We start from the raw sequence: 12,390 nt of genomic DNA, 5'->3' as shown, positions 1-12,390 counted from the left end.
CGTGCCTTGTTCGCGGCCTTTAGCCGTTATATCGCACTTTCAGCCGCTACTCTTGCTTATGGGGAATCCATGCACATCTCTGAAATGCAAATGACAAAACGCCAGCTCCTGAGCGGTGTCGCCGCTGCAGGCGCGACTTTGGCGCTCTCCACGGCAGCACAGGCGGCGGTCGAAATTCCGCAGCCGGAAGGCGATGTCGACATGGAAGCGGTGCTGAAGCCCGGCGAACTGCCGGAAATGGCGCTCGGTCCGGAAGATGCCAAGGTCAAGATCGTCGAATATATGTCGATGACCTGCCCGCACTGCGCCCACTTCCACAACACCACCTTCGACGAGATCAAGAAGAAGTATGTCGAGACCGGCAAGGTCCGCTTCATCATCCGCGAATTCCCGTTCGATCCGGCCGCTGCCGCAGCCTTCATGCTGGCCCGCTGCAACGCTTCCGACCCGACGAAGCTCAGCACGCCGGAACAGTATTTCCCGATGGTCTCGATGCTCTTCAAGCAGCAGGAAACCTGGGCCGCAGCCGACGATCGCCGTGCCGCCCTTCTGCAGATGTCCAAACTTGCTGGATTTAGTGAGGATAGCTTTACGAAGTGCTTGACGAACCAGAAGCTTCTGGATGAAGTGAACGCCACGCGGGAAAGGGGCTCCAAGGAGTTCGGCGTCAACGCGACGCCTACTTTCCTGATCAACGGCAAGCGTTACGCTGGGGACATGACGGTTGACTCCATGTCGGCACTTATCGACAGCCTGCTCTGAACCGTACCGTTCTGATCTGACGGGCGGCCGTTTCGGGCTGCCCGTCTTTTATTTTGCGCCTCTTCTTTTCCCCGTCGGGGAGAGGGCCGCATGAAGTTCAACAAGCTGCGCCTTGTCGGCTTCAAATCCTTCGTCGAACCGGCGGAATTCATCATCGAGCGCGGGCTGACCGGCGTCGTCGGTCCGAATGGCTGCGGCAAGTCCAATCTCGTGGAAGCGCTCCGCTGGGTGATGGGCGAGAATTCCTACAAGAACATGCGTGCATCCGGCATGGATGACGTGATCTTCTCAGGCTCCGGCAACCGTCCGGCGCGCAACACCGCCGAAGTCGCGCTCTATCTCGACAATGCCGATCGCACCGCGCCTGCCGCCTTCAACGATAGCGACGAGATCCAGGTGACGCGCCGCATCGAGCGCGAGCAGGGGTCGGTCTACCGCATCAACGGCAAGGAAAGCCGCGCCAAGGACGTGCAGCTCTTGTTTGCCGATGCCTCCACCGGCGCCCGGTCGCCGTCGATGGTCGGGCAGGGCCGCATCGGCGAGCTGATCTCGGCAAAGCCCCAGGCCCGCCGCCAGCTGCTCGAAGAAGCCGCCGGTATCTCCGGCCTGCATTCCCGCCGCCACGAGGCCGAGCTTCGCCTGCGCGCCGCCGAAGGCAATCTTGAGCGTCTCGACGACGTCACCTCGCAGCTTGAAAGCCAGATCGAAAGCCTGAAGCGTCAGGCTCGCCAGGCCAACCGCTTCAAGACGCTGTCTGCCGATATTCGTGCCCGCGAGGCCATGCTTCTGCATATTCGCTGGGTGCAGGCCAAGGAGACCGAAGCCGAGGCCGACAGTGCGCTGAACCAGGCCACCGTCGTCGTCGCCGAAAAGGCGCAGATGCAGATGGAGGCGGCAAAGACGCAAGGGATCGCCAGCCTGAAACTGCCGGAACTGCGCGAAGGGGAAGCCCGGGTCGCCGCCGCGCTGCAGCGCCTGCAGATCGCCAAGACGCAGCTGGAAGAGGATGCCAACCGCATCCTGCGCCGCCGCGACGAGCTGACCCGCCGTCTGGCCCAGCTTGCCGAAGACATCCGCCGCGAAGAGCGGCTGGTCTCCGACAATGCCGAAATCCTCGCCCGGCTCGATGCCGAAGAGGCCGAGATCAACGATATCCTCGCCGATTCCGGCCGCCATGCCGAAGAGCTGCGCGAAGCCTTCGAGGAAGCGGCGGCCAAGCTTGCCGATAGCGAGCGTATCTTCACATCGGTAACCGCCGAGCGCGCCGAAGCAGCTGCCGGCCGCAATCAGCTGGAACGCGCCATCCGCGATCTCACGGATCGCAAGATGCGCCTGGAACGGCAGATGGACGAGGCGAACCGCGAACTGACGGCGATCGCCGAAAAGGTCTCCGCTCTGCCGGATCCGGAAGAGAAGCGCGCCATGGTCGAGGCAGGCGAGATCGCCCTTGCCGAAGCCGAGGCAGGCATCCAGGCCGTCGAGCAAGCGCTTGCCGAAGCCCGGCGTACGGAAGCCCTGTCGCGCGCGCCTGTCGATGAGGCGCGCTCTAAGCTGAACGGCCTGGAAACCGAGGCCCGCACCATCCAGCGGATGCTGGCAGCCGGTGCCGCCGCAGGCGAGTTTCCGCCTGTTGCCGAAGAGCTGCGGGTCGATCGTGGCTTCGAAACGGCGCTCGGCGCCGCGCTTGGCGACGATCTGGAATCCCCGCTCGATCCGAAGGCGCCGGCGCACTGGTCGGAGAACGGCGACGGATCGGCCGATCCGGCACTGCCGTCAGGCGCTGTCCCGCTGTTGAACCATGTGCGGGCGCCATCGGCGCTCACCCGCCGTCTGAAGCAGATCGGCCTTGTCGCCGCCGCCGATGCCCATCGTCTGGTGCGTGATCTGAAGCCCGGCCAGCGTCTCGTCACCCGCGAAGGTGCCGTCTATCGCTGGGATGGCCATGTCACCGGTGCCGATGCCCCGAGTGCGGCCGCACTGCGGCTCGCACAGAAAAACCGCCTGGCGGAGCTCGAAAACGAAGTCTCGATCGCCCGCGATGTGCTTGCCGAAGCTGAAGAGCAGCTTGTCGTTGCCGCTGAAGCGATCCGCGGCGAGGAGCGCCGGCTGAACGACGCCCGCGACATGAGCCGCCTGTCCGCCCGTCATCTGGCCGAAGCGCGCGAGGCGCTGGCCGCGGCCGAGCGGGCCTCCGGCGATCTCGTTCGCCGCCGTGACGTGGTGGCCGAGGCCGTCAGCCAGCTGCAGTCGCAGCAGGAAGACATCGCTATCCAGGAAGAGAATGCCCGCATCGAGCTCGAGGATGCGCCGGATCTGACGGCGATCGACGAGCGCCTGCGCCTGCAGCAGATGGAAGTCGCGACCGATCGCGGTCTCGCTGCCGAAGCCCGCGCCCGCCACGACAGCCTGAACCGTGAAAACGATGCCCGCCAGCGCCGCGTCGTCGCCATTAGCCAGGAGCGTGAGACCTGGCGCCAGCGCGCTTCAAGCGCCGAAGACCATATCGCCACACTGCGCGACCGCGAAGAGGAAGCGCGCGACGAAGCCTCCGAACTTGAAATGGCGCCGGACGAGTTCGACGACAAGCGCCGGGCACTGCTGACCGAACTGCAGAAGGCCGACGAGGCCCGCCGCGCCGCAGCCGATCTTCTGGCCGCCGCCGAGCTCGTCCAGCGCGACGCCGATCACAAGGCCGCCACCGCACTGTCCGAACTTGCCGAAAGCCGGGAACGCCGTGGCCGTGCCGAGGAGCGCCTGGTTTCCGCCCGCGAAAAGCGGCAGGAAAGCGAGGGCCGCATTCGCGAGGCGCTGAACGTCGCGCCCCACGAAGCCTTCCGCCTGACCGGCCTTCAGCCTATGCAGTCGATCCCCGATCCGCGCGAAGTCGAGCGTGACCTGGAACGGCTGAAGATCGAGCGCGAGCGCCTCGGCGCCGTCAACCTGCGCGCCGAGGAAGAGCAGAAGGAACTTAGCGACAAGCTGGAAGCGCTGATCAAGGAGCGCGACGACGTCATCGATGCGATTCGCAAGCTGCGCGGCGCGATCCAGAGCCTCAACCGCGAAGGCCGCGAACGCCTGATCGCCGCCTTCGATATCGTCAACGCCCAGTTCCAGCGGCTCTTCACCCATCTCTTCGGCGGCGGTACCGCCGAGCTGCAGCTGATCGAATCCGACGACCCCCTGGAAGCCGGCCTCGAAATCCTCGCTCGCCCGCCCGGCAAGAAGCCGCAGACCATGACGCTGCTCTCCGGCGGCGAGCAGGCGCTGACGGCGATGGCACTGATCTTTGCGGTCTTCCTCACCAATCCGGCGCCGATCTGTGTGCTCGACGAAGTGGACGCGCCGCTCGACGATCACAACGTCGAACGCTATTGCAACCTGATGGATGAAATGGCCGCTTCGACCGAAACTCGATTCGTGATCATCACTCACAATCCGATCACGATGGCCCGCATGAATCGCCTATTTGGTGTAACGATGGCCGAACAGGGTGTCTCGCAGCTTGTATCCGTCGACCTGCAGACGGCTGAGCGCCTGCGCGAAACCGCTTGAAAACAAAGGCGTTTCGAGAAAACCCCAAAAAAGTTAGGGTCTTGCTCATACGTTAACCCAATTGGGTGATGCTTTCCCCTTGTTTTTGCATTAGAAGTTGTCCTTAGCGAATGAGGAGATCGCCGAAAAACGATTTCTGTCGCGCATGTTGGATAATGCTGACAACTCCGGGACGAGGGCAAAACCGGGCTTGATGGCATAGGTGGACCCCCCGTCCAGTTTTCCTGGCTGGACGGAAATAAGGCTTTGCGGGACCGTTGTTGCAGTCCCGCAAAGCTTTTTTTATGCGTTCCCCACATTCAAACGGTTTGATGTACTGCATTGATTGTGCGGTGCAACATTTTGCCGTATTTGTCGATTTTCATTTCCGGACCAAGGGATTAAGGTGGTCCCGGAGAATGAGGCGGGGGAAATATGTCCAAGCTGGTCTATACGTTCGGAAACGGGCAGGCGGAAGGCCGTGCGCGTGATCGTGACGTGCTGGGCGGCAAGGGCGCCAACCTTGCCGAAATGTGCGCGTTGGGGCTGCCGGTCCCGCCCGGTCTGACGATCGTCGCCGATGCCTGCGCCACCTATTACAAGAATTCCCGCAAGCTCGACGATGATCTGAAGACACAGATCCGCGCCGGCGTGGAAGGCATTGAAAAGGCGACCGGCCGCCGTTTCGGCGCCACTGATCATCCTTTGCTTCTCTCCGTGCGCTCCGGCGCCCGCGTCTCGATGCCGGGCATGATGGACACTGTCCTCAACCTTGGCCTCAACGACGAGACGGTGCAGGCGCTCGGCCATGATGCCGGCGACGCCCGTTTTGCCTGGGATAGCTATCGCCGCTTCATCCAGATGTATGCCGATGTCGTCATGGGCCTCGACAACGAGGTCTTCGAGGAGATCCTCGAAGACGAGAAGGCGCGGCTCGGCCACGAATACGATACCGAGCTTTCGGCCGGCGACTGGCAGCATGTCGTCTCGCTCTACAAGGACATGATCGAGGAAGAGCTTGGCGAAGCCTTCCCGCAGGAGCCGGAAGTCCAGCTCTGGGGCGCTGTCGGCGCTGTCTTCGCCAGTTGGATGAGCGCCCGTGCCGTCACCTACCGCATGCTGCACAATATCCCCGAAGTCTGGGGCACGGCGATCAACATCCAGGCCATGGTCTTCGGCAATCTCGGCAATGCCTCGGCCACCGGCGTCGCCTTCACCCGCAATCCGTCGACAGGCGAGAAGTCCTTCTATGGCGAGTTCCTGGTCAATGCGCAGGGCGAGGATGTCGTCGCCGGCATCCGCACGCCGCAGAGCATCACCGAGGATGGGCGCCTGAACTCAGGCTCCGAGCGTCCGTCGCTCGAAAAGCTGATGCCGGAGGCTTTTGCTGAGCTCACCCGCATCTGTTCCGAGCTCGAAGCCCATTACCGCGACATGCAGGACATCGAGTTCACCATCGAGCGCGGCAAGCTCTGGATGCTGCAGACGCGGTCCGGCAAGCGCTCGACGCGCGCCGCCATGCGGATCGCCGTCGATATGGTCGATGAAAAGCTGATCACCGAGGAGGAAGCGGTGCTGCGCATTGAGCCCTCGACGCTCGACCAGCTGCTGCACCCGACGATCGATCCGCGCGTTCAGCGCCAGGTGATCGGCAGCGGCCTGCCGGCATCGCCGGGGGCTGCGACGGGGGCCATCGTCTTCACCGCCGAAGAGGCGGTGGCAGCCGAGGAGGAGGGGCGCAAGGTCATCCTGCTGCGCGTCGAGACCAGCCCCGAAGACATCCACGGCATGCACGCCGCCGAAGGCATCCTGACCACCCGCGGCGGCATGACCAGCCACGCGGCGGTCGTCGCCCGCGGCATGGGCATTCCCTGCGTCGTCGGCGCCGGCACCATGCGCATCGATCTGCGCAACGAACGCCTGATCGGCGTCGGCGTAACGCTGAAGAAGGGTGATATCATCACCATCGACGGTTCGGCCGGCCAGGTGCTGAAGGGTGAGGTGCCGATGATCCAGCCGGAACTCTCGGGCGATTTCGGCCGCATCATGGGTTGGGCCGACCGCGTTCGCCGCATGACCGTTCGAACCAATGCCGACACCCCGGCGGATGCCCGCGCCGCCCGTTCCTTCGGCGCCGAAGGCATAGGGCTCTGCCGTACCGAGCACATGTTCTTTGAGGGCGACCGCATCCATGTGATGCGCGAGATGATCCTCGCCGAAGACGAGAAGGGCCGCCGCCTCGCGCTCGACAAGCTTCTGCCGATGCAGCGGCTGGATTTCACCAGCCTGTTCAACGTCATGCACGGCCTGCCGGTCACCATCCGCCTGCTCGATCCGCCGCTGCACGAATTCCTGCCGAAGACGGATGAGGAAATCGCCGATGTGGCCGCGGCCATGGGCATGGAGCCCCTGGCGCTTCGCCAGCGCGTCGATGCGCTGCACGAGTTCAACCCGATGCTCGGCCATCGCGGCTGCCGCCTGGCCATCTCCTATCCTGAAATCGTCGAGATGCAGGCCCGCGCCATCTTCGAGGCGGCGATCGCTGCGGCCCACGAAACCGGCGCCGCCGTCGTTCCCGAAATCATGGTGCCGCTCGTCGGCCTCCGCTCGGAGCTCGACTACGTCAAGGAGCGGATTGATACGATCGCCAAGGCGGTCATGGCGGAAGCGGATATCAGGATCGACTACCTGGTCGGCACGATGATCGAACTACCGCGCGCGGCTCTACGGGCGCACACCATCGCCGAAGCCGCCGAATTCTTCTCCTTCGGCACCAACGACCTGACGCAGACCACCTTCGGCATCTCGCGCGACGACGCCTCGGCCTTTATCCCGACCTATCAGCGCAAGGGCATCATCGAACATGATCCCTTCATCTCGCTGGATTTTGATGGTGTCGGTGAACTGATCAGCATCGCCGCCGAGCGCGGCAGGCGCACCCGCAATGACATGAAGCTCGGCATCTGCGGCGAACATGGCGGCGATCCCGCCTCGATCCATTTCTGCGAACGGATCGGCCTCGACTATGTCTCCTGCTCGCCCTTCCGCGTGCCGATCGCCCGGCTGGCGGCAGCGCAGGCGGCCATCAACGGCGGCCGCTAAGACCGGTACTAGCGACGGTAATAGTAACGCGGATAGTAGCGCGGCCCGGCCATGAAGTTGTCGAAGTTTTCGTCGGCCTGGATACGGAAAGCGCGGGCATCGGCACGCCGGTCTAGATCGATGCGCTGCAGGCAGGTGGCAAAGCCGCTGGTGCCGGGTTTGAAACCGTAGCTCAGGCACTGCCGCTCATCGGCGGCGCGCCGCTCTTCAGGCGTCATCGTCTGGCAGGCCGAAAGGCCAATCGCCAGCGCTGCGAGCGTGAAGGGAAGGGCGGAAAAACGCATGGTACAGTCTCCGGTGCGGGAAGCGATGCTGCGGACATGAGGCGATTTGCCGGGCCGCGTCAACTCCACATCGATCCGCAGCGGAAAACGCGCGATTCGTCAGATTCGTTCCAGAACCTCGATGAAGGCATCGGCGAACCGCACCAAATGCACGGTCTCGTCGTCCGGCGCCTGCATGCGGATCTCGATGCCGTCGCGATCGAGAACGGCAAGCACCACCCGCATGTCCGACCCGGACGTCGGAACGCGCAGCACCGCGATACGGCGGCAATCGTCGATCAGCCCGGCAGCCGGAAGATCGAACAGGAATTCGCCGCCGGCCTTTCCGGCAGCCGTCCGCACCGCTTCGCAGAAGCCTGCCTCGCCGCCGGTATAGCCTTCCAGCGAGAGCTCCAGTTCCAGAAGCTCCATCGGCAGGAAGGGCTCGGATGTATCGACAGCACCCAGCGCCGGCGCCTTATGTCGCTCTGTCATTTCCGGTGAAAGCATGGCTCTTCTCCTGAAACGCGCATGCCTCGCTGACGAGAAACATGCCCCACAACCTCCCAATCGGCAGGAAAACCCGCCAGAATGGCCTTTTTACGGCATATCAGATATCGCTCATGCAGGCCATCTCCGCCTTTTGGTGGATTGAGGCCTCCCGCGAGAGACAACAGTTTCAAAATCTAGGCGAATCTTGCCATAAACAAGGTGCGGGTGCTTCGTGCCTCCGCGCCGGGCGTGTGCCCGCCTGTAACTGGTAAGTTTGATGGCCATCCGTTTCGACCGCCCCGTTTCCAGTTCGGCCCGCTTCGCGCGGCGCTTCGGGGCGTTTGCGCTGGTGCTTTGGGCTGCCGTGCTTCTGGCGCACCGCTTCGGCGGGCTGGCGACGCCCTATATGGTGCTGCTCGTTCTGGTGTCGACGGGATTTGCGCTGCTCGCCTTCCTGCTGGCCTTCGCGGGCTTGAGAAGCCTCTGGATATCGGGTGCCGAAGGCGGCCTCGATGCCATGAAGGCGATCATCTTCGCCGCCGCCCCGCTGGCTTTCGGCGCTCTGGCAGCCGAGCGCTACTTCACCCTGCCTGCCATCTACGACGTCTCGACCGATCTCGTCTCGGCGCCGGAATGGCTGTCTCCGCCGCATGCCGACCAGATCTGGATGAAGCGCAGCACGGAGATTGCCGGTACCGATCGCGAAAAGCAGCTGGAAGCCTATCCCGAACTGACCGGCCGCCGCTATGAGGGCGCCATCGACCGTGTTCTCGATGCGGTGAAGAAGGTTGCCCGCCAGAACGGCATCACCATCACCAAGAGCAAGGGCGAAAGCGAACCGGCCCGCGATCTGGAAGATGCCCCGGCCAAGCCGCCACAGCCGAATGGCGATGCCGTCGCCGAGGCCCCGGACCAAGTGCCCGTGCCGACACCGCGCCCCTTTGACGATGACGTCGCCAAACTGATCCGCGGCGCCAATGGCGTGACGCTGCAGGGCGAACGCCGCACGCTGATCCTCGGCCTGCGCTTCGACATCGTCATCCGGCTGCGCGAAGAAGCCGAGACCACCTTCGTCGATATCCGGGTCGCCTCGCGCTATGGCCAGAACGACCTCGGTTTCAGCGCCGGGATCGCCGATCAGTTTCTCGAAGCGCTCGATGTCGAGCTGCTCGGCATCGCCGGCTGATCCGGCTCGAGCCAGCCGGTATAGCGGACGATCAAACCCGTCAGCCGCCCGCCGATCTCTACGTGGAAATGGAAGCGCCCGTCGCGCTGCTCTTCGAACGTATTGCCGTCGGGCGCCAGAAACAGTGGTAGGGGCAGACCGAAGATCCGCCAGCCGCGGATGAGGAGCCGCAGCCGCTCGCCCTCGAGCACCAGCGCGATAAACACACGGACCGGCCCGAAATCCTCCGCCAGCAGATGCGCATGACGTCCAGCCGCTTCCGATTGACGGCTGCGGAAACGCCTGCCGCCGAAGTTCCGCGTCCACGTCTCCCGCCCATGCTCTGCCTTGAACGTCACGCTGACAGGGATATCGTCAGCGGCACGCGGAAAGCCGATGATTGCCGCGACGAGGCCGGCAAGCAGGCCGCTCCCGCGCTCCACTCGCGCCCGGCCGCAAACACGCAGCTCGCCATCGTTTGCCGCATGCATCGCCGCCACCGCCGGCGGTAGCATCCGCCATGCTTCATCGCCCAACACCCGCTGATAGAGCGAAAGGCGCCGATCGCCAGAACGCTGCCGCCGGATGCCTGTGCGGATCGCCAGGGGCCGAAACCCATCCTCGAAGGCGCCAAGCGGAAGCTCCGCTATCGCCGCCCGCGCCCCGCTGCCCGGCCGCTTCCCGTCTGCAAGCGCGCGCAACAGCACGGCTGCACCCATCGCCGGAATGAAGGGACCATCATCCCCTTCGGCAACCAGATGCCAGGTGGCGGCAAGCGCTTGCCTGTCGTGTCCCAATCCTTCCAGGCGCACGAACATGCCGCCGCGTGCTTCGCCGGATGCAAGGCTGCGGCTCGCGGCATGGATCAGCGGTGCAAATGGCGCAAGCGACGGCAGCAGCCGGTAGCGAACGAGGCGGGCGGCAAATGTCAGGAGTGACTGCAGCCATTGCGGCTCCGTACCAGCCCCCGTAAAGGCCTCCCGTAAATGGCGAAACCGCTGTGGCAGAAGCGAAAGATCCGGCGTATCGGCCAGCAGAAAGCGGCGCCAGCGCAGCGGAACGCAACCGGGCGGCGCGATCACCATGCCTGGTCCTCCGGCAAGCCCCATGCTCTCTGCCGGGATGCCGCCCCGCGTGACCTTGACCGGCTTTCCGGCATAGCTGGTGATCGCCCTGATAACGTTCAGCCCGATCGAGGCGCGCGGCGAGGGGGCAATTCCGCTGCTGACCTTGTGGACCTCGGCGAATTCGATCGCCAGCTTTTCGGCGGCCGCAAAGGAGAGCGCCGGAAAGCTGCTGAGCCCGGAAAGCACGAAGACGCCGCGCGCCTTCGCCTCGCCGTCGAGCGCATCGATACCGCTGACGAACTCGCGGCTGTCTGAAACATCGATGTAGTCGATCCCGAGCGCTATCGCCGCGCGGGCGACCCGATAGCGATCCTCGCCCATGTCCTGAAACGGTCCCGAGAGATCGGCGACGACCGCGGGCCTGAGCAACGCAAGCTGGGCCTGCACATCACTATTGCGGTCGAAGACCACGCCCTTTGCACGTCCCTCGAGCCCGGCGGCAAACGTCTCGGCCTTCTCCGCCGACCGCCCGCCGACAAGCAGATGGAAGCGCGGATCGCCGGCCAGCAAGCGTGCCAGTCGGCTGCCGAATGCGCCGTAGCCGCCGATGATCAGCACGCGAAGCCCGCTTGTACTCATCCGAGAAAGCGGCTCCTGACCTCTGGCGTCGGCACAAAGCAACTGTCGCTGCGGCCTGCGATCCGCAGCCGGTTGCGGGCGATGAATTCGTAGAGACGGTCGGCAAGCGGCCGCGGCAGGATGCGCAGTAGCGAGATGAGAGACCATGGGAAGCCAAGCCCGGCAATCATCCGGATTGATCCCTCGGACTTGAAATAGGCGCGTCCGCCGTCGATGAAGATGTTGGTCTCGTAGTCACGGGCATCGAGCCCATAGTGCCGGTAAAGCGCCTCGCCGAGTGGCGATTGTGCGGTCAGGAAGCGGTAGCGCCCGGTTCTGTCGTGTTTCAGTGCGAACTTCACCCAGCCGGAACAGAAGATGCATTCGCCGTCAAAGACGATGACAGGCGCGTCATCGGCAAAGGCCGGAACGCTGTCATCCATGCGGTAGCTGTAGGCTGCCTGCCCGTTTGTCATCATCCCGCCGCCCAATATTCGCCCATCAGTGCCGGTGGTCCGTGGGTCTTCACCTTGCCGCGCTCCACCAGATCCTCGATATGCGCCAGCACCGAAAGGCCGGCCGCTCCATGCAGCCGCGGATCGGTATCGCGGTAGATCGCCTTGACCATGTCGGGGATCCGCCGGTCGCCGCCCTTGATGCGCTCAAGGATCGCCCGCTCCCGCATCCGCCGGTGCGTTTTCAGCGCGCGCAGGAATGTCAGCGGATGCTTCACCGGCCCGCCATGGCCGGGCAGCAGCAGATGGTCGCGCCTTGCAATCAGCTTGTCGAGCGACGCCATGTAATCCCGCATCGAGCCGTCGGGCGGTGCAACGATCGACGTCGCCCATGCCATGACATGGTCGCCTGAAAACAGGATCTCCGTGCCCTCGAGCGCGAAGGCCGCATGGTTCGCGGCATGCCCGGGCGTCAGCAAGGCGCGGAGTGCAAATCCTTCGCCTTCGATCACATCGCCATCCGAAAGCGTGATATCGGGCACGAAGCCGGTATCCGAGCTCTCGGCAAAGGGATTGATCTCGCCGGCATGCAGCGGCCGCGAGGCACGGTGCGGGCCTTCGCCCGCCGTCAGTGCCCCGGTTGCGGCTTTCAGCCGGGCGGCAAGCGGCGAGTGGTCGCGATGTGTATGGGTGATCAGGATATGTGAGACGCGGCGCCCGGAAAGGGCAGACATCAGCGCCTCGAAATGCGCATCGCCCTCGGGCCCCGGATCGATGACGGCGACAGAGGATCCGGCGCCGACGATATAGCTGTTGGTGCCGTGAAATGTGAAGGGGCTCGGATTGTTCACCGTCAGCCGCTGGATGCCGGGCGCCACGGTCACCGGCACGCCATGGGAAGGCACGAATGTCAGGTCGAAACGCGGGCTCGGCAT

The 12,390-nt window shown here is 64.2% G+C and carries 9 protein-coding genes; 4 read left to right on the top strand and 5 right to left on the bottom strand.

Going from position 1 to position 12,390, the window contains the following annotated elements:
* Positions 1–69: 69 nt before the first annotated feature.
* The 3 genes from AC1DJO_RS07750 (at position 70) to ppdK (ending at position 7,395) form a co-directional block, all read left to right on the top strand.
* Positions 70–762: a DsbA family protein gene (locus AC1DJO_RS07750; RefSeq protein WP_112518146.1), complete on the top strand. Its 693-nt coding sequence runs from the start codon at positions 70–72 to the stop codon at positions 760–762.
* A gap of 90 nt (positions 763–852) precedes the next feature.
* Complete coding sequence (locus tag AC1DJO_RS07745) at positions 853–4,314, top strand: chromosome segregation SMC family protein (protein WP_477969684.1); 3,462 nt, start codon at positions 853–855, stop codon at positions 4,312–4,314.
* Between the two features lie 414 nt (positions 4,315–4,728).
* The gene (gene ppdK / locus AC1DJO_RS07740; RefSeq protein ID WP_477969682.1) at positions 4,729–7,395 is read left to right on the top strand and encodes a pyruvate, phosphate dikinase; all 2,667 of its coding nucleotides are present in this window, start codon (positions 4,729–4,731) and stop codon (positions 7,393–7,395) included.
* Positions 7,396–7,403: 8 nt separating this feature from the next.
* On the opposite strand, the gene AC1DJO_RS07735 is transcribed toward ppdK, so the two are convergent.
* Both AC1DJO_RS07735 and AC1DJO_RS07730 read right to left on the bottom strand, forming a co-directional pair.
* Positions 7,404–7,679 (bottom strand): hypothetical protein, encoded by a 276-nt coding sequence (locus tag AC1DJO_RS07735; protein WP_112537192.1) that lies wholly within the window; start codon positions 7,677–7,679, stop codon positions 7,404–7,406.
* Between the two features lie 99 nt (positions 7,680–7,778).
* Entirely contained in the window at positions 7,779–8,168 is a 390-nt protein-coding gene (locus AC1DJO_RS07730; RefSeq protein ID WP_112386409.1) for a hypothetical protein, read from the bottom strand.
* 259 nt (positions 8,169–8,427) lie between these two features.
* On the opposite strand from AC1DJO_RS07730, the gene AC1DJO_RS07725 reads away from it, so the two are divergent.
* Complete coding sequence (locus AC1DJO_RS07725; protein WP_112386408.1) at positions 8,428–9,336, top strand: DUF1499 domain-containing protein; 909 nt, start codon at positions 8,428–8,430, stop codon at positions 9,334–9,336.
* Here the strand turns inward: AC1DJO_RS07725 and AC1DJO_RS07720 are convergent.
* From AC1DJO_RS07720 to AC1DJO_RS07710, 3 genes are read right to left on the bottom strand one after another with little or no spacing between them, the layout of a single operon-like run.
* On the bottom strand, positions 9,288–11,021 hold the full coding sequence (locus AC1DJO_RS07720; protein WP_477969680.1) for an SDR family oxidoreductase: 1,734 nt from the start codon (positions 11,019–11,021) through the stop codon (positions 9,288–9,290). The two genes, AC1DJO_RS07725 and AC1DJO_RS07720, sit on opposite strands and share 49 nt — an antisense overlap.
* The gene (locus AC1DJO_RS07715; protein WP_477969679.1) at positions 11,018–11,476 is read right to left on the bottom strand and encodes a thiol-disulfide oxidoreductase DCC family protein; all 459 of its coding nucleotides are present in this window, start codon (positions 11,474–11,476) and stop codon (positions 11,018–11,020) included. The genes AC1DJO_RS07720 and AC1DJO_RS07715 overlap by 4 nt, the downstream gene beginning before the upstream one ends.
* Entirely contained in the window at positions 11,476–12,390 is a 915-nt protein-coding gene (locus tag AC1DJO_RS07710; protein WP_477969677.1) for an MBL fold metallo-hydrolase, read from the bottom strand. Before AC1DJO_RS07710 ends, AC1DJO_RS07715 begins: the two co-directional genes overlap by 1 nt.

The organism is Rhizobium sp. 05N430 (assembly GCF_056396985.1).
Note: the sequence above shows the minus strand (reverse complement) of the source record. Positions and strands in the feature narration are given on the sequence as shown.

Coding starts and splice junctions, on each gene's coding strand:
- AC1DJO_RS07715 (WP_477969679.1), bottom strand. CDS start 11,476: ATGACAAACGGGCAGGCAGCCTACAGCTACCGCATGGATGACAGCGTT.
- AC1DJO_RS07720 (WP_477969680.1), bottom strand. CDS start 11,021: ATGAGTACAAGCGGGCTTCGCGTGCTGATCATCGGCGGCTACGGCGCA.
- AC1DJO_RS07725 (WP_112386408.1), top strand. CDS start 8,428: ATGGCCATCCGTTTCGACCGCCCCGTTTCCAGTTCGGCCCGCTTCGCG.
- AC1DJO_RS07745 (WP_477969684.1), top strand. CDS start 853: ATGAAGTTCAACAAGCTGCGCCTTGTCGGCTTCAAATCCTTCGTCGAA.
- AC1DJO_RS07730 (WP_112386409.1), bottom strand. CDS start 8,168: ATGCTTTCACCGGAAATGACAGAGCGACATAAGGCGCCGGCGCTGGGT.
- AC1DJO_RS07750 (WP_112518146.1), top strand. CDS start 70: ATGCACATCTCTGAAATGCAAATGACAAAACGCCAGCTCCTGAGCGGT.
- ppdK (WP_477969682.1), top strand. CDS start 4,729: ATGTCCAAGCTGGTCTATACGTTCGGAAACGGGCAGGCGGAAGGCCGT.
- AC1DJO_RS07710 (WP_477969677.1), bottom strand. CDS start 12,390: ATGCCGAGCCCGCGTTTCGACCTGACATTCGTGCCTTCCCATGGCGTG.
- AC1DJO_RS07735 (WP_112537192.1), bottom strand. CDS start 7,679: ATGCGTTTTTCCGCCCTTCCCTTCACGCTCGCAGCGCTGGCGATTGGC.